Here is a 17,361-nt window from a genome sequence, read left to right on the forward strand (position 1 = left end):
TTTGAGGTTGCAGATGGAAGCTGACTTTGTTTGAAGAGATTTTCGAAGAGTATGAATACTCACGTCCCTTACAAAAATCATTATAGCAGAGGTTAGTTTCAAGAACAAGTTCGTTTGCCTATCTGGTCGCTATATCGGTCTAAATGGTTGAATAGTTAAGATAAAAGAAAAGAAGCCCTAATGAGCTTCTTCACTTTGCCGATTGCAGGGATCGAACCTGTGACCTAGGCTTTACGAGTGCCTTGCTCTACCAACTGAGCTAAATCGGCGATTTCACTTACAGTATAGCACTCTGAGAATAGATGTCAAGAAATTTTCATCTCTATTAGAAAAAGCCTGTCCTAAGACAAGGCTTTGATATTCTATTATTTACGATCCAGCACTTTCATAAGAATCCAAGCCCCTGTCCCAGAGTTTAAGGGAAATGACAAAGAAAACAAGGGAAATCAACATCAAACCTCCGATGTTAAAGATTACATCCTTGTCCTGCAAGAAATAGCTGGCAGGATAGTAGGCCGTAAAGGCAAAAGGCACGATAAAACTAATCAACCAACGAAGAAGAGAATTGTAAATAGAAATCGGATACTTGGCAAAATCATTAAACATATAGAAAATGTAAATCATAGCGCCTGACTGCTTGGTCCAAAAAGCGATACTAGCTGTCGCGATTTTCAAGGAAGTATAAATCAAGGTCGCAAAAGGAATACAAACTAGGAAAAGCAGGAATTTTGGAAGAGTCCAAGCAATGCTGGTCACTGTTGTTCCCAATAAAATACCACCGACCAAGAGCTCGCCCAAGGCATCAATCTGAAAGGTCTCAACTAGGATGTGAAAGAGAGGATTGATAGGACGAGTCAAATACTTGTCAAACTCCCCTTTTCTCACCAGGCGTTGCCCTAGCGCCCAGAGATTATCAAAAAAGAGATGGTCCAACCCCTTAGGAATCAAGGAAAAGCCATAGATAAAGGCGATTCCTTGAAAAGTCCAGCCTTCTAGCGAGGGGATATGTTGAAAGATGACATTGAGAAACAAGAGATTCAAGCCTTGAGTCAAAAAAACTCCCAGCACACCAACTACAAAATCCACCTTGTATTCCATGATTTGCTTGATGTATTGTCTGATAAAAATCAGATGCATGCGTTGATATTTTTTCATACTAACCTCCTTGAATGGTGATAAATGACTGGACTCGTTTCCAAATCAATTGAGACAAGCCCACCATCACTAAGAGCCAGAAAAACTGCAAAGCGAGTGCTTGAAGCATCTGACTGGCATCGTATTTCCCAACAATAATCATAACTGGGGTATAAATCAAGGATGAAAAAGGCAGGAAGGAGAGAATATCTGCAACAAGCTTTGGAAAGAAAGCCAAGGGAATCAAACTTCCAGACATAAAAGCCACTATGGAAGTCTTAAGTAGGTTGGAACCCCATAGATTTTTAAACACAAAGGCTGAAAACCCAAAACAGATATTAAAGAAAAAGTTAATCAGATAGGCCAGCGTTAAGCTAAAGAGGTAAAGGACAGTTAATCCCAGCACTTCTACAATCTCTTGCCCAGATACGATTTTCATCAAGACAATGACACTTAAAAATGGCAGTCCAACGCTAATAAAAATCAACCACTTGGAACCAAGCTCGGTAAAGAGGTAGGAGGCCGCAAAATGTACTGGTCTCAGTAAGCGCATGATGATGGAACCATCCTTGACCTCCTCCCCAATCATAAAGGAGCTATCCGACCTGGTCAACAGATTGGTCACAAAACTCATAATGATGTAGAGAGTGATATCTGCCATACTAAAGCCCTGAATCAAAGACTCTTGTGAGGAATCAAAAACTGCCTTCCAGAGATAAAAAGCTACAAAAGCCCCCATGACATCGCCGATTCGATAGAGAATAAAGTTGACTCGATAGGTAATCAACTCCTGAACCCCTGCATTGATAAAGGGTTTATAACGTCTCCATAATTTGATCATCCTAGAGCTCCTTTCGATAGAAGCGACGGATAATATCCTCAATATCCGTATCCACCATCTTCAAATCGCGGATCTCAAAATCAGACAGGGTTTGCTTGATAATATCAGCTGACTGATAGCGGGAACTGTCAAATTCAATATTGAGGCTATTTCCTTGTCTATCAATTGTCATATCCGAAAAGCCTTCATAGTGAGAAAGGAGATGACTTTGACCTGGTAGCAGTTCAAAGGAGAGTGTCTTCATCTTACCAAAGGTCTCCTTAAGTTGGCTCACCGTTCCATCAAAAATCTCCTGCCCCTTATCTATCATAAAAATCCGATCACAGAGTTGCTCAATATCACTCAGATCGTGAGTGGTCAAAAGAATAGTTGTCTCTTCCTCTTGATTGATTTGTGTAATAGCCCGACGAATGTTATCCTTGACCGACACATCCAAACCAATGGTCGGCTCATCTAAAAAGAGAACCTTGGGATTGTGAAGCAAGGAAGCTGCAATGTCCGCCCGCATGCGCTGTCCCAATGAAAGAGTCCGCACGGGGTCCTTGATAAAGTCCTTCAAATCCAAGACTTCATTCAAAAAGTCCATGCGCTTATGAAAGAGCGAGTCTGGCACATCGTAAATCTCCTTCAAGACCGTATAGGTCTCTTGCAGAGCCAAATCCCACCATAGCTGGGTACGTTGTCCAAAGACCACCCCAATATCCTTGACATAATCTTGACGATTGTCCTGGGGAATCTTGCCGTTAATCCGACAAAAACCAGATGTCGGTTTTAAAATCCCTGTCAGCATTTTAATGGTTGTCGACTTTCCAGCACCATTAGCCCCGATGAAGCCTAAAATCTGCCCCTTTGGGACCTCAAAGGTCAAATCCTTGACCGCTTCAAAGGTCTGCTTTTCAGGATGAATAAAGGAACGTAATGCCCCCTTCAACCCTGGTTCCTTAACTGTCTTCACAAAATTTTTCTGAAGATGTTCCACTTCTATCATTGCCATATCTATCTCCCTATGGTAAGGAATTGCAACATTGTCTTTTGACTACAAATATTCTAAATCCTTACTTTCTATACCTTCTATATTTTATTATTACAGAAAGCTTTACACCAATCTATTATAGTCCAATAAAAACTAGAATGCAAGCGTTTGCTTAAAATTTGTAAAATTGAAAATTTTTCTCTTAAAATAATACTTTTAATCAAAAATTCTGTTTGATAGTTTAAATTACCAACCTACCACCCTTCCCTACTAAAACAGCCCTTGACTTTCTCTATCTTTTTATGTAAGATATGTGTCATACAATATCGTTACAAGGAGAAATGCCATGTCAAGACTTACACGAGACCGAGTTTGTAACTTCCGCGTCAATACTCAACTATTTGAAGAAGCAAAAACCATCCTAGAAAGCCAAAACATCAGCCTTTCAGATGCCCTCAACCTCTTTGTAGAACAAATCGTCCTTGAAAAAGGGCTACCAATTAAAACAGCCGACCAACTCAAAGCAGAAATCTTCCTAGGCGAACTCAAGGCAGAACTAGATAAAGGCTACCAAGACATCATCGAGGGGCGTCTCTACGACGCAGACGAGGTCTTTTCAAAGTATGGACTATAAAGTACGCTTTACAGAACAAGCCAGACAAGACTTGGACGCTATTTTCATCTACTACTCCACAGAGTTCAGTGAAAACATAGCCAAGAAAGTCTTCACTCGCCTCCAACAAATTACCAACCTACTCACCTTCTCACCAGAGGGCGGTATTAACTTTGACCATAAAATCGGATACTCCCTCTATCCAGGAAATACTCTCAGAATGATTGTCTCTAAACAATACCTACTCTTTTACCTCATTCATGAAAAAGAAGTCCATATCCTGAGAATTATCAACTCACGCACCGACTACCTAAACCAACTCGACCACCTCTTTCAACATATCCAAGACTGAGAAGTAAGCTCTCAGTCTTTGTATTTACTGTAAATCAATGGCATATAAAAAAACATAAACAAGGATTTTTTAAAACTCCCAATCCTCTAACATATCGAGGAACTCCCTAACGTTCGACTCATGCACAAGCTCACGTTTGTAGAGAACAGCAATCAAAGCATGGAAACCATTCTCTTTTTAGACTCAAAATGACGAAATTGTGGAACCTCTACAGGTCCAATAACTTTTAACATTATAGTTGATTGAATCTGGAATAGTCCGCCGAGTTTTCTAAAACATTGTTAGAAATTGGTTTAAATCCCCCAATCAACTTGTCCATTTTTTATCTCATTTCACTGTACAATAAGTGAGACTGAAAAAAGTCTTTAAAATTAAAAACGCATAATATCAGGTCTTGAAAAACTTGATACTATGCGTTTTATTGTGGGAATATTTACTTCATTTTATCCTGAAATGAAGTTTTTGCCCATCCTCATTAAGGACAATCTGTTCATTGCAAACAAATTATACCCATTAGAAAGATTAGTCTTCTTTTTTCTTGCGAGCAAGAAGTCCAAATCCACCTAGGACTCCAAGAAGTCCAAGCGCAGCTAGACTAGCATTAGCTTCTGTACCTGTGTTAGGCAATTCTTTTTGACCATCAACATATTTAGGTGTTGCTGGCATTTGAGGTTTAGCTGGCTCTACCGGTTGTGCTGGTTGAGTCGGTTCAACCGGTGTTGGAGTTGGCATCTCAACTTTGCGGAAGATATGTCTGATATTTCCATTTGAATCTGTCACAGTCTTCACATATTCGTAACCTGGAATTGTTCCCGGTTCTTTAGAACCTGGCTCAGTTGGTTTCAATGGATTTCCACCCTCATCAGTCCAAGTAGTTGTATTTTGCTTACCTGGATTTGGTTGAGGAACAGGTGAAGGTGTTGGAGCTGGTGGTGTTACTTTTTCATAAACATGAACAGTATCTCCATTTGACAGTTTCTTAGTCTCAACGAAGCGGTAGCCTGGGATGTCTTTCTTATCTACTGTTCCTGCTTCACTTGGATAGTTAGGAATTTCGTTTCCTTCTTTATCTTTGAAGAAGGTACTTACTTTTTCGTAGATATGTTCAGTATCACCATTTGGTAATTTCTTAGTCTCTACGAATCTGTATTCTGGAATATCTTTCTTATCGACTGTACCTGGCTCACTTGGATAGTTTGGAATCTCTTTGCCTTCTTTATCTTTGAAGAAGGTACTTACTTTTTCATAAACATGAACAGTATCTCCATTTGACAGTTTCTTCGTTTCTACGAATCTGTATTCTGGGATGTCTTTCTTATCGACTGTACCTGGCTCACTTGGATAGTTTGGAATCTCTTTGCCTTCTTTATCTTTGAAGAAGGTACTTACTTTTTCGTAGATGTGTTCGATATCTCCGTTTGGAAGTTTCTTAGTCTCTACGAATTTATAACCTGGAATCGTTTTAGCCGGAGTTTCTCCTTCTTCTGTTGATTTCACAGGGTTGTTGTCTTTATCAACAGTAATAAGATTGCCTTCCTTATCCTTGAATGTTGTTGTTACTTTTTCATAGATATGAGTAGTATTACCCTTGTTATCAACTTTAGTTTCAACAAATCTATAACCTGGGAAGTCCTTCTTATCAACTTTGCCATCTTCTGTAGTACTTCCTGAAACAACATTCCCATCTGTATCTTTAAACTCCGTTACAGGACGCACAGTTGGAGTATAAGTTTCAGAAACTACCTTACCATTGACGTCTTTCACTTGAACTGTTACTCCAGAAGTTTTCCCTACAAAATCTTTTTCTGGTGTAAATTCAACGACTCCATCCTTGAGTACATATGTTCCTTCTCCTGGAACTACAACTTCTTTCACTTCTTTACCAGTTTTATCAACTAATGTTAGAGTAGACTTATCAAGTTCAACTTTTTCATGACCTTTATTAAAGTTTACTGTTGTATTATCTTGATCTGGCGTATCAAATACTACAGGAGATGTTTGAATAGTTCCACGAGCTCCTTCAGTAACCGATGAAGCACCTGTTGGAGTTACAGCTGTTACCGTTGGAGTGTAAGTCGTTGTTGTAATTGTTCCGTTGGCATCCTTCACTTGAACTGTTACTGGAGTTGCCTTTCCTACGAAACTTGAAAGAGGTTGGAAGGTGATGGTGTTGGTGTCTTTGTTTAGACTGTAGGTACCTTGATTTGCCACTGTAACAGTTGTAGTTTCTGCTCCATTGGCATCAAGAAGCGTTACCGTTCCCTTATCTAGCTCAACAGACTTCGCAACAGTTTCAACCATAGCACTACCTTTAGTAAAGTTCACAGTGCTAGCGTCTGTATCTGTAGTGTCATACTTAATAACTGAAGTCTGGGCTTGTCCTTGCGGTCCAGTTGTCTCTGAAGCTTCAGAGCTTGGTGTTACTGGAATAACTGTTGGGGTGTAGGTAGCTTCTTTCGTAATGCTTGCAGTTTCATTCTTGGCATTTTTAACAGTCGCAGTTGCTTCAACTTTGATGGCATCTGGTGTCCCCTTGTACGCACCATCTGGTTGGAAGGTTACTTTACCTGTCGTTGAATCAATTGTATACGTACCAACTGATTGAACAACTACAGATGTTTCATCTGTCGCTTGGCCTGTAGTTGGATCCACAAGTTTATAGCCTGTGATAGTCGTTGTTGCTTCTGCTCCATTTGACAAGGCAAAGGTTGGAGTTCCTTCTTGTTCTGCCCCTTGAATATCTTTCGATGTCACATCAGTCGATGTTAGAGAAACTGGAGTAACTGTCGGAGTGTAGGTAGCGGTTGAGGTTTCACCATTTGAGTCCGTTGCTTGAACAGTAACACCTGTCCCCTTCTCTTTGTATGATGGATCTGGTACGAAGGTCACAAGACCTGTTGTTGGTTCAATTGTGTACGTCCCCTCACCTTGAATCGTAACACTAGTAGTTGGTTGCATCGTTGATGGATCAAGCAACTGACGTGTTGTAATCGTTACTGATGGATTTGATGTTTCAAATTCTGGTGTTCCACTTTGAGTAGCCCCTTGAATACCAGTCGATGTAGCATCTTCAGATGTCATGGTCACAGCTGTTACCGTTGGAGTGTAAGTCGTTGTTGTCGCTGTTCCGTTGTCATCCTTCACTTGAACTGTTACTGGAGTCGCCTTGCCTACAAAGCTTGAAAGAGGTTGGAAGGTGATGGTGTTGGTGTCTTTGTTTAGACTGTAGGTACCTTGATTGGCCACTGTGACAGTTGTAGTTTCTGTTCCATTGGCATCAAGAAGCGTTACCGTTCCTTTATCTAGATCGACAGACTTCTCAACAGTTTCAACCAGAGCACTACCTTTAGTAAAGTTCACAGTGCTAGCGTCTGTATCTGCAGTGTCATACTTAATAACTGAAGTCTGGGCTTGTCCTTGCGGCCCAGTTGTCTTAGAAGCTTCAGAGCTTGGTGTTACTGGAATAACTGTTGGGGTGTAGGTAGCTGTCGCAGTTGCAGTGAGTGGGTTGCCAGTAGTATCATTAGCAAATGTTACTGTCAAACGTACTGTAACTGCTGGTGCTTCCCCTGTAAAGTCTTTTTCAGGAGTGAAAGTGACCAATCCTGTATCTTTATCAATCTTGTAAGTACCTATTGTCTTACCATCTTTTGTAGCCGTTACAGAGCCATCTATCGCTCCTTCAAGGCTATAGAGTTTTGTTCCCTGATCAATCTCTGTCTCTTTCTCAGTCTCAGTTTCGGTATCTGTTTTAAACTCAAATGTTGGGTTACCTGATTGTGGACGTCCTTGAATAGCCAATGATTTCGTAGGTTGACCCTCTATATCCAGAGGAGTAACAGTAATAGTGTAGACTGTTCTTGCCGTGGATGTGTTTGCACCATGATCTGTCCCTGCTGTTGTCTCACCAACGTTTGTCTCATCAACTAGGTTAGTATTACTATCCATAACATCTACTGTAACCGTATAAACACCAACTTCTGTCAATTTTAAGCTTGTTGCATCTGGGTAATTATGAGCATCACCAGTCTTTGTGTAAGATGCAACCACCCCACCATTTGGATCAGTTACTGTAATAGTTGTTATCTTGGTATTGTGACTAGTCTTGAAAGTTTTCTCAGCATCACTTGTAGATGGAAGTGAGTCATCTTCTGCATCAGCTACTGTCACATGAGCATTAGTTGTTACCGTACTTACTCCGTCCAAACTGCGATCTACTAAGTCTACAGTTGTATTCATCTTAGTTGTATAAGAAGTCGAAGTAACAGTTGGTTTTCTATTGATAATCGTAGCTTCGTCCGTTGATTCTGCTGTAGTAGCCTTAACCACACCAGAAAATCCTGATGAAGTAGATACTTCCCAATGATCAGCATCTGTCTTTCTAGCTGTCACTACTGACTGATCCGATGACGACCATGTGTTCGTAGCTTTATCGTAAGAAACTGTTACATAGGTTCCATTCCCAACTCTTGTAGCTAAGGTATTTTCTCTCGCATAAACTGTTTCTTTACGAGTCACATCATTAACTGCTGTAACCTTTCCTGTAGCATCATAACTACGGTTATAGGCATAAATATAGAACTTGATAGAGCCATCCGCTTGCACAGAGGTGTAAACTTCTCTATTCGTTACATCATAAGTACCATCTCTGTGATCGGTTCTAACAGTCGCATATTCAGCTGGTAGTTCCCAACGTCCACTTGTTTTATTCAAGGTTGCAACATGTGACGAGTTATCATTATCTTGGAGTGTGACAGATGAACGCATCAAGGATGCTGTAACAGCTTCTGTTTTAGCATAAACAGATATCTTATTTACACCAGCTGTTGCTGTCATTTCACTTGTAACTTTTAATTTAAATTGTTCACCAACTGTTCCGACTAATTCACCAGCTGTCACTGCTGTATTTGTAGTTCCCTCCGCGGCAACATACCACTTGCCTTCTCTATTTTCAAGTGCTGTGACACTTCCATCAGGCATGGTTACCTTGGCATAGGTAGCTCCTTTAGAGATAGTCACTGGGACTTCTGTTCCATATGCAGCAATGTTGAGGACATCAATTTTCGGTGCTACCTTAACTGTGATACCTGCATGGGTTTCTTGCCCCTGGGTTGTCCAACCATTTGCACCTGTTGGCTGGTTCCAGTCCTTAGCATAGGCTGTAACATAATAAATACCAGCTTCCGTTGGAGTCCCACTAATCAAGGCCTTCCCTGTATAACCCGTAGTCACACCGTCAGGACTAGTTAAGGGTTTACTACCATCTAGTGCATAGGTCAATCCCGGAATCTCTGTATCCACGGCACGAGCTGTTCCAGTAGCTGTCACAATATTACCCGAGATTCCTGTAGTACTTGGTCCGTATTGATTACGGACTGTAACATTCGTCCCATCTGCTAGCGTATAGCTAACATTAGCACCGCCAGACATAGCACGAGAACCTGAAGTATCTGAGTAGTGGATATCAATACTATTTGTAGAGTGACCTTGTTCATTGGTAAAGCTACTTTTACCAACCTTTCCTTCAAAGACCTCTCCATTGGTTCCAATGTTTGGTGGAGTTGTATCTTGCCAACCAATCCAACCCCCACGAAGATTTCGGTACACTGCACGTACAGTAGCATTGGTCTGTTTATTGGTATAGGTCACATACATCCGCGTATCATATACCCCATTTGCCAGACCATCTGTCACAATCTTCCCCTGAATAGTATCTGTAGCTGCATTATAGGTTAAACCTGTTGGTAAGTTTGTCGGCTCTACCTTTGAAACCTCCCAGCCAGCTTTGGCTGCTTTCTCTGTCACACTAAATCGTCCCTTGATTTTTTCGATATAAACACGGTCAGTACCTTGTTCATAGACATAGTGATAGATGTGGGTTGCAAGGTATTCATATCCTCCTCCTGCACCAAAAACTACATTATTACCTGTTGAAATTGTTGACCCATCTGCACGGAGTTTTCCTTTCCAGAGGGGAGCTTCTGCAGCCAAGGCTTCTGCTTGTTCCTTGGTTAGAGGAAAATCCATTCGACCTTTATTATTATTTCCTTGACCTGAGTTGCCAGGATTCGTGTCGGTACCTGTCCGTTGGTGAGAGTACACGACTGCTTCCAGAGTCGTAATATCTCCACTGATTCTATCCGTTGAGACATCTCCTCTTGTAGCGGCAGTTGCACCAAAGGTATAGATATCCTTACCTGTTGCAGAGGCTTCTGTTATAGCTGTTGAAACTATCTTATAAGTGCCATCCCCCTGCGGAATGGATATATAATCTTTGGCATTTGGTTGTGCAATTACACCACCGGCAGGAGGCGTATCAGCCAAGGAAACAGAAAATTCTTCTTTGCCTGTTTTACGGAGAGTAACATATACAGCTTCAATAGATGACTTCAGTTCTGCCATCGATTGGTTAAGGGCTTGGGCACTCGCATCACCATTTGCTAAAGCAGCCTTTGCTTCTGTAATTTTAGCAGCATTGCTGGCTATGGCAGCTCTAATAGCACTCTTGACATCTTCAGAAAGGCTTGAATCATTTGCTTCTTTTTCCAAAAAACTATTTGCTAAACGATTGGTTACATCCGCCTCTGACACTCGCTTTTCTAACTCTACTTTTTCAGATGATTGATTTGTTTCTGCTGTATCGACTTGATTAGCTTGTGCTTGACTAGATGCCTCTGCGATTACAGTAATAGCATTTGTTAGGGCTTGGACTTGCTGAGCGACCTCTTCTTGACTTGGTTTAGCTTCTAAAACTGCTTGCGCACTTGTCAATGTTTGATTAGCAAAGTCAAGAGCTAGACTGTCTGTCCCCTTAGTAGCCGACTGGATTGCAGTACGTAAGGTCAAAATTTTCGATTGTAGTTCCGTCTTATCTGCAACTGTTTCTGTAGAGGATTCAGTTGCCGCTGCTTCGGTATTCTCATCGCTAGCTTGGGATGAGGCAGTATCTTCACCGCCGTCCCTAGTTAGGACTGGTTTTGCGTCATAAGTAGTGGATTTAGATGAGTTAGCACCTTGATTAGCACCCTCATCGCCTATGGTCGGTGTTGGAGTAGCTGTTGAAGATAGTTCATTAACTCCTTCTACTTCTGTTGCTGATACCGCACCAGCTCCAAGAAACATCAAACCAGCCGCAATTGCCACTGATGCTGCCCCAAAACTATACTTACGAATACCATATCGAAGGTATCTTTCAGTTCTAAAATCTTGTTGACCTCTCTTCATGAGATTCAACCTCCTTGATTTATTTTATTCGTGTTGATTTAAAGCATTAGGGCAAATAAAAAGCCCCCCTTAAATTTTTTAGTAATATTAAGAGAAGAACATCTTAAAAAAGATTGCTATATGATTGTAAACACTTTAACTGATTATAACATTTAAATTTATAGCATTCAAGTATTATAACTGATAATTATTGAGTTTGAATGAGTATTTTTTAATTTTATTAGAGATTTTTCTATTTTTCATTAACGATGATCAATGCTTTAGTATAAAACCAATTTAAATACGCTTAAAGAGTATTGTATTGAAACACGTGACTCTAAGAATAACAGCAGTAACTTAAATTTATACTCTTCGAAAATCTCTTCAAACCACGTCAGCTTCACCTTGCCGTACTCAAGTACAGCCTGCGGCTAGCTTCCTAGTTTGCTCTTTGATTTTCATTGAGTATTACCTTACAAGAAGATATTTTGAAATCAAAAAAAGTTGAGACATAGCGTCTTCAACTTTTTTACATTACTTTAACTACTGATTAAAGTGAGTTTACATCAACTTTGATACCAACACCTTGAGTAGTTGTGATAGTCAAGTTTGTTACGTAAGTTCCTTTAGCTGTAGCTGGTTTTGCTTTTTGGATTGTTTCGTTGAAAGCTTTGAAGTTTTCAACCAATTTTTCAGCTTCAAATGATACTTTACCGATGATTGCTTGAACGTTACCTGCACGGTCAGCACGGTAAGTGATTTTACCACCTTTAGACTCTTCAACTGCTTTAGCAACATCCATTGTTACAGTACCAGTTTTAGGGTTTGGCATCAAGTTACGTGGTCCAAGGACACGTCCAAGACGTCCAACAAGAGCCATCATGTCAGGTGTAGCGATAACTACGTCGAAGTCCAACCAACCGTCGTTGATTTTAGCAACAAGGTCATCTTCACCAACAAAGTCTGCACCAGCAGCTTTTGCTTCTTCAGCTTTTGCACCACGTGCGAAAACAAGAACGCGTGAAGTTTTACCCGTACCGTTTGGCAATACCATTGCTCCACGGATTTGTTGGTCAGCTTTTTTAACGTCGATGTTCAAGTTGTAAGCAACTTCTACAGTTGCGTCAAATTTTGCAAAGTTAGTTTCTTTTGCAAGTGCTACAGCTTCTTCTACGCTGTATGCTTTTGTGCTGTCGATTTTCTCAAGAGCAGCACGAAGTTGTTTGCTTTTTTTAGCCATTTTCTATTCTCCTTGTAAGTGGTTCAATCGATTTTCATCTCCCACGTCACTTCTCGAAATGATGAAGTCTTGCGGGTTATCAGTCTATTATTTCTCTTTTCCTACGGACTTAAGTTCCCTTACTGTACCCAAGTACAAGCCTCAGTCACTTACCTAGTATGAAAAGCAACTAATAGACTGCTGTGAGATTTTCTACTGTGTTATTGATTAGTCAACAACAGTGAATCCCATAGAACGAGCAGTACCTTCGATCATACGCATTGCAGACTCTACGTTTGCTGCGTTCAAATCTGGCATCTTAGTTTCTGCAATTTCTTGTACTTGCGCACGAGTAACTGTAGCAACTTTAGTTTTGTTAGGTGTACCTGATCCTTTTTCAACACCTGCAGCTTTTTTCAAAAGAACAGCAGCTGGTGGTGTTTTAGTGATGAAAGTAAATGATTTATCTTCGTAAACTGAGATAACAACTGGAATAATCATACCAGCTTGGTCAGCTGTACGAGCGTTGAACTCTTTTGTGAATCCCATGATGTTGATACCAGCTTGACCAAGAGCAGGTCCAACCGGTGGAGCTGGTGTAGCTTTACCAGCAGGGATTTGCAATTTTACAAGTTTTTCGACTTTTTTAGCCATTTTTAAATCCTCCTTTGTGGTTTTGGCGGTAATTAGAGATTTTTACCTCCCACAAGTATGCTTTTCACATACCCATCTATTATACACTATTTATCTGGAATTGCAAGAGAAAAGTTTATTTTTTAATCGACGTAATCTCCGCCTTCAAAGCCATAGTATTCTTCCAAACTGAGACCACTCTCAGCAATTTCTTTAGCTTCTTTTCCTACATAACGCAAGTGCCATTCTTCAGCCATATAGCCTGTTTCCTTTTCCTTACCTTTGAGATAACGGACAACAAAGCCATAATCAGCTGCATGGTCCAAAAGCCATTGAGCCGCTTTTTCTTCTGTTACTAAATCACCATCAGTCCCAATCACATCAAAGGCCAAGCCAGTTTGGTGTTCGCTATAGCCAGGACGGGCAGAGTAACGGTCAGCTGCTGCTTTCCCATCTTGATTAACATAATCTTGGTAGAGCTTGGTCTGAGTTTCATAACTTCTAAAGCCACTGTAATGGTCACTAATTGGGAAACCTGCCTCTTGCATCGCTTTGATGAGTTTGACCAACTCTGCCTTGGCTGTTGGATTTTCCCCTGGATTATAGTCTTTAGACAATGGATAGTGTTTATTGGCTACGATGATTTCATCGTATTTCCCTTGAATGCTGTAATAGTCTCCTTTGTTAACCACTTCTGCTTTTTTCTGGGCAGCTCCTTGAGACTTACTGCCGACTGTCCCATCAGCTTTAGCAGTTTGCTCTGTCTTAGCTGCTCCATTTTCATTTTTTGATTTTTCTTGTGAACAAGCTGCTAGACTCAAGGCTAGCAAGGCTGTCAAGATAAGGTATCTTTTTTTCATTTCTACTCCTTTATTTCTAATAGTTTATCTACTTCTGACGATAAACATTCGACTAATCTTTTAATCTCTTCCGGTTTTACTTGGCAAGTTTCTGCTGTCATTTCTTCAAAGGGAACCCACCAAACTGGCCCACGACCTTTAAGACCGTGGCCATTCATATCACCTGTCCGTCGTGGAAACAGATGCCAATGAAGATGGGCATCGCCATTTCCTAGCAGCTCGATATTCATTTTCTCAGCAGTAAAGGCCTTGGCAACTGCCTCTTGGACTAGACTCATTTCTTCGAGAAAACGGAGTCTTGTTTCCTTTTTCAAATGGTGTAATTCGGTGACATGTTCCTTGGCTAGAAAAAGACTATATCCTGCAAAATACTGGTGATCTCCAATCACAAGATAGCCTGTTTCCAACTCTTTGACAAAATAGGGATTTTCTCCCTTCTTGATGAGATCAATTCTCTGGCAAATCAGACACATATCAATCTACCAACGCGCTCTTAAGGTAAGCATCAACCATACGCTCGGTTGCGACCACCGAGTCAATATGAGTACGCTCATAAGAATGACTAGACTCGATACCAGCACCAAGCAGAGCGTGTTTGACTTCTGCACCTGCGGACATAGCCGCTGAAGCATCCGAACCATAAAATGGATAGATGTCCAGCTTAAATGGAATATCTTGCTCTTTCGCCAAGGCAACCAAATGTTGACGGAAGTCATAGTGATAAGGTCCAGAAGCATCCTTGACACAGATGGACACTGTGTACTCATCTGTCTGCTGGTCATCTCCCATAGCTCCCATATCCACAGCCAGATATTCTACTACCTGAGCAGGAATATTAGAGTTAGCACCGTGGCCTACTTCTTCAAAGACTGAAAAAGCAAAATGAGTTGTTACTGGTAATTCAATCTTCTCTTCCTTATAAATACGAAGAAGATTAAGTAAAATCGCTGCACTGACCTTATCGTCCAAATGACGAGACTTGATAAAACCCGTCTCTGTCACGACGGTTCGTGGATCAAAGCTGATAAAATCACCGACCTCAATACCAAGAGCACGAGTTTCTTTTTCACTGGTTACTTTTGCATCCAAACGCACTTCCATATTTTCCTGCGTGCGTTCTGCAGTTCCTGCATCCTTATAGACATGACAAGAAGTTTGGTGGATGAGGATGGTTCCTGATACTTTTTCACCTGTGCTAGCCACATGAACGGTACAGTTTTCACCTTCAATCATGTTCCAAGGAAAACCACCGATACGGTCCATTTTGAGACGGCCATCTGGTTTGACAGCACGGACAATAGCACCAAGCGTATCTACATGGGCAGTCACATAACGTTGTTGCTCATCATTTTGACCTTTAATAGTTACATTGACACCGCCCTTGGCCGTGCGAACCGGTTGGTAACCAAAACCTTCTAGAGTCTTGACTAAATAGTCCGAAATCTCCCGAGTGAAGCCCGTTGGCGACGCAATGGCTGTCAGTTCTTTGATATATTCTACTGTTTGATTCATTTCTTCACCTCTTTTGCTACCTATTATAACACATTTATCATCGGATAAAAAAAGAAAATCACTCCTGTAGACTTGGCTACAAAAGTGATTTTAATGATTATTCCATTTCAAAAACATCGCTTTCTTGCTTGTTTGGTAGAACCAATGAGAGCAAGATTCCGACAACGGCTGGTACCAACCATGGGAGTGATGCCTTAGCAAAAGGAAGAGCGTTGACAAGATTTGCAAGAAACTCAACCTTAAACGAGCTTCCTAGTACGCTTGCAATGGCAATAGCTGTAACAACAGCAATTGTCAACTGCATACCTGGTTTTGAAAGGGCAACAAATTTGTTGACAATGACAATCATAACGATGGCAATGGTGATTGGGTACAAGATAACCAGTACTGGAATTGAGTACTTAATAATCGCATCAAGGCCCAAATTAGCAATGGCAAATCCAATCAAGGTAAAGGCTGTCGCATAAACCTTGTAGCTGATTTGTGGGAAGCGCTCATTAAAGAACTCAGCTGTTGACACAATCAGACCAACTGTTGTTGTGAAGCAGGTTACAGTAACCATAGCTGCAAGGAAGAGTTGAGCTGTTGAGCCAAATATTTCTTGAGTAGCTTGTGACAAGATGTAAACACCAGGTGTTCCACCTTTCATCGCTTCAGCTGGTACTGGGAAATGATTTCCAAGGAAACCTAAACCGATATAAAGAGCACTAAAGGCAAGGGCAACAACGATACCAACAACCCAAATAGTTGAAATGTATTCTTTCTTGCTTGAAAATCCAAGTTGTTTCAAGGTTTGAACTGCGATTACGCTAAAGGCAACTGAAGCAAGGGCGTCCAAGGTATTGTAACCTTCTAGGAAACCTGTACCAAAGGCAGAAGCTTGATAAGCGGCTGACGCAGCTTGAGGACTTGTTCCACCGTATTTGAAAGCTCCCAGAACAACCAAGATAACAATCAAAATCGCAAAAACTGGTGTTAAAATACGGCCGATACGGTCTAAGATTTTTGATGGATTAAGCGAAATCAAATAGGCTGCCGCAAAATACAGAACCGTAAATACAATCAAGCCAAGTCCTTTATTTGCATCCGACAAAAGGGGGCTAATCCCTACTTCGTAAGCTGTTGTAGCAGTACGTGGGATGGCAAAGAATGGACCGATTGACAAGTAAAGAACTGAGAGGTAAAGAGTCGCAAACCAAGGCGCTATCTTTGTTGAAATCTCGTAGATATATCCTTTAGGATTTAACGTTCCAATAATCAGAGTCAAGACGGCGATACCGACACCTGAAAAGACAAAACCTGCGATGGCAGGAAGAAAATGTTCTCCAGATAGAGCACCTAGAGAAGGCGGAAAAATCAAGTTCCCCGCACCAAAAAATATTCCAAACAGGAGCAAACCTGTTAAGGCACCTTTTTTAGCCATGAAAATCTCCTTCATATTTATAAAATACTGACCTAGTATATCATGAATAGGAGTATGAAAAAAGCTTCACGAAGTAAATATTGAATGTTTTCAAGATTCTCAAAAATGAGAATTGTCTAAAAATAAAATTCTCCTACCCAGTCCACACCAAGTAGGAGAAATGCAAAATTTTAAAGTTCTTCAAAGGCTAACATGCCACCCTGAACATTGATAACTTCATAACCCTGTTCAGCTAGAAATTGACAAGCACGCGCCGATCTCATTCCAGATTTGCAAATAACATAATGTAACTGGTCCTTGTCCAACTGATCATAGGTATCAGCCAATTGACTCAGAGGAAGATTCTGAGCACCTTCTAAGTGAAGAGCTTCAAACTCATCCACTTCTCTCACGTCCACTAGAGAAAGTTGGTCATTTTGGTAAAGCTGGTAAAATGCGTCAAAGGTTATTTCTTTCATTCTTTTTCTCCTAATACTCTTCGAAAATCTCTTCAAACCACGTCAGCGTTGCCTTACCGTAGGTATGGTTACTGACTTCGTCAGTTCTATCCACAACCTCAAAACTGTGTTTTGAGCAACCTGCGGCTAGCTTCCTAGTT

At 40.9% G+C, this 17,361-nt stretch carries 13 protein-coding genes and 1 tRNA gene; 2 read left to right on the forward strand and 12 right to left on the reverse strand.

The window, feature by feature from the left end:
- Window positions 1-196: 196 nt before the first annotated feature.
- The 4 genes from HT697_RS05910 to HT697_RS05925 all read right to left on the reverse strand — a co-directional run bounded on the left by HT697_RS05910 (window position 197) and on the right by HT697_RS05925 (window position 2,969).
- Window positions 197-269, reverse strand: a tRNA-Thr gene (locus HT697_RS05910).
- 100 nt (window positions 270-369) lie between these two features.
- The gene (locus tag HT697_RS05915) at window positions 370-1,155 is read right to left on the reverse strand and encodes an ABC transporter permease (protein WP_173262528.1); all 786 of its coding nucleotides are present in this window, start codon (window positions 1,153-1,155) and stop codon (window positions 370-372) included.
- A 1-nt stretch (window position 1,156) separates the two neighbouring features.
- Complete coding sequence (locus HT697_RS05920; RefSeq protein ID WP_173262531.1) at window positions 1,157-1,975, reverse strand: ABC-2 family transporter protein; 819 nt, start codon at window positions 1,973-1,975, stop codon at window positions 1,157-1,159.
- A gap of 1 nt (window position 1,976) precedes the next feature.
- Window positions 1,977-2,969 (reverse strand): ATP-binding cassette domain-containing protein, encoded by a 993-nt coding sequence (locus tag HT697_RS05925; protein ID WP_001240787.1) that lies wholly within the window; start codon window positions 2,967-2,969, stop codon window positions 1,977-1,979.
- A gap of 325 nt (window positions 2,970-3,294) precedes the next feature.
- On the opposite strand from HT697_RS05925, the gene HT697_RS05930 reads away from it, so the two are divergent.
- The gene (locus HT697_RS05930) at window positions 3,295-3,582 is read left to right on the forward strand and encodes a type II toxin-antitoxin system RelB/DinJ family antitoxin (protein ID WP_173217755.1); all 288 of its coding nucleotides are present in this window, start codon (window positions 3,295-3,297) and stop codon (window positions 3,580-3,582) included.
- Window positions 3,572-3,913 (forward strand): type II toxin-antitoxin system RelE/ParE family toxin, encoded by a 342-nt coding sequence (locus HT697_RS05935; RefSeq protein ID WP_173217757.1) that lies wholly within the window; start codon window positions 3,572-3,574, stop codon window positions 3,911-3,913. The genes HT697_RS05930 and HT697_RS05935 overlap by 11 nt, the downstream gene beginning before the upstream one ends.
- Before the next feature lie 522 nt (window positions 3,914-4,435).
- On the opposite strand, the gene HT697_RS05940 is transcribed toward HT697_RS05935, so the two are convergent.
- The 8 genes from HT697_RS05940 to HT697_RS05975 all read right to left on the reverse strand — a co-directional run bounded on the left by HT697_RS05940 (window position 4,436) and on the right by HT697_RS05975 (window position 17,221).
- Window positions 4,436-11,137 (reverse strand): YSIRK-type signal peptide-containing protein, encoded by a 6,702-nt coding sequence (locus HT697_RS05940; RefSeq protein WP_173262534.1) that lies wholly within the window; start codon window positions 11,135-11,137, stop codon window positions 4,436-4,438.
- A 529-nt stretch (window positions 11,138-11,666) separates the two neighbouring features.
- Window positions 11,667-12,356, reverse strand: coding sequence for a 50S ribosomal protein L1 (gene rplA, locus HT697_RS05945; protein WP_001085675.1), 690 nt, complete (start codon window positions 12,354-12,356; stop codon window positions 11,667-11,669).
- Between the two features lie 207 nt (window positions 12,357-12,563).
- Window positions 12,564-12,989, reverse strand: coding sequence for a 50S ribosomal protein L11 (gene rplK, locus HT697_RS05950; protein WP_001085807.1), 426 nt, complete (start codon window positions 12,987-12,989; stop codon window positions 12,564-12,566).
- A 122-nt stretch (window positions 12,990-13,111) separates the two neighbouring features.
- On the reverse strand, window positions 13,112-13,828 hold the full coding sequence (gene ldcB / locus HT697_RS05955) for an LD-carboxypeptidase LdcB/DacB (protein ID WP_166736776.1): 717 nt from the start codon (window positions 13,826-13,828) through the stop codon (window positions 13,112-13,114).
- Between the two features lie 2 nt (window positions 13,829-13,830).
- A complete protein-coding gene (locus tag HT697_RS05960; RefSeq protein WP_061088295.1) occupies window positions 13,831-14,301 on the reverse strand; it encodes an HIT family protein in 471 nt (156 codons plus the stop codon).
- A 1-nt stretch (window position 14,302) separates the two neighbouring features.
- The gene (locus HT697_RS05965) at window positions 14,303-15,340 is read right to left on the reverse strand and encodes a M42 family metallopeptidase (RefSeq protein WP_061088296.1); all 1,038 of its coding nucleotides are present in this window, start codon (window positions 15,338-15,340) and stop codon (window positions 14,303-14,305) included.
- Between the two features lie 97 nt (window positions 15,341-15,437).
- Window positions 15,438-16,763: a branched-chain amino acid transport system II carrier protein gene (gene brnQ, locus HT697_RS05970; RefSeq protein WP_033685412.1), complete on the reverse strand. Its 1,326-nt coding sequence runs from the start codon at window positions 16,761-16,763 to the stop codon at window positions 15,438-15,440.
- A gap of 170 nt (window positions 16,764-16,933) precedes the next feature.
- Complete coding sequence (locus tag HT697_RS05975; protein WP_125410107.1) at window positions 16,934-17,221, reverse strand: rhodanese-like domain-containing protein; 288 nt, start codon at window positions 17,219-17,221, stop codon at window positions 16,934-16,936.
- Between the last annotated feature and the right edge of the window lie 140 nt (window positions 17,222-17,361).

This window comes from Streptococcus sp. 1621, assembly GCF_013276615.1.
Lineage (GTDB): Bacteria > Bacillota > Bacilli > Lactobacillales > Streptococcaceae > Streptococcus.

Coding starts and splice junctions, on each gene's coding strand:
- HT697_RS05915 (WP_173262528.1), bottom strand. CDS start 1,155: ATGAAAAAATATCAACGCATGCATCTGATTTTTATCAGACAATACATC.
- HT697_RS05920 (WP_173262531.1), bottom strand. CDS start 1,975: ATGATCAAATTATGGAGACGTTATAAACCCTTTATCAATGCAGGGGTT.
- HT697_RS05925 (WP_001240787.1), bottom strand. CDS start 2,969: ATGGCAATGATAGAAGTGGAACATCTTCAGAAAAATTTTGTGAAGACA.
- HT697_RS05930 (WP_173217755.1), top strand. CDS start 3,295: ATGTCAAGACTTACACGAGACCGAGTTTGTAACTTCCGCGTCAATACT.
- HT697_RS05935 (WP_173217757.1), top strand. CDS start 3,572: ATGGACTATAAAGTACGCTTTACAGAACAAGCCAGACAAGACTTGGAC.
- HT697_RS05940 (WP_173262534.1), bottom strand. CDS start 11,137: ATGAAGAGAGGTCAACAAGATTTTAGAACTGAAAGATACCTTCGATAT.
- rplA (WP_001085675.1), bottom strand. CDS start 12,356: ATGGCTAAAAAAAGCAAACAACTTCGTGCTGCTCTTGAGAAAATCGAC.
- rplK (WP_001085807.1), bottom strand. CDS start 12,989: ATGGCTAAAAAAGTCGAAAAACTTGTAAAATTGCAAATCCCTGCTGGT.
- ldcB (WP_166736776.1), bottom strand. CDS start 13,828: ATGAAAAAAAGATACCTTATCTTGACAGCCTTGCTAGCCTTGAGTCTA.
- HT697_RS05960 (WP_061088295.1), bottom strand. CDS start 14,301: ATGTGTCTGATTTGCCAGAGAATTGATCTCATCAAGAAGGGAGAAAAT.
- HT697_RS05965 (WP_061088296.1), bottom strand. CDS start 15,340: ATGAATCAAACAGTAGAATATATCAAAGAACTGACAGCCATTGCGTCG.
- brnQ (WP_033685412.1), bottom strand. CDS start 16,763: ATGGCTAAAAAAGGTGCCTTAACAGGTTTGCTCCTGTTTGGAATATTT.
- HT697_RS05975 (WP_125410107.1), bottom strand. CDS start 17,221: ATGAAAGAAATAACCTTTGACGCATTTTACCAGCTTTACCAAAATGAC.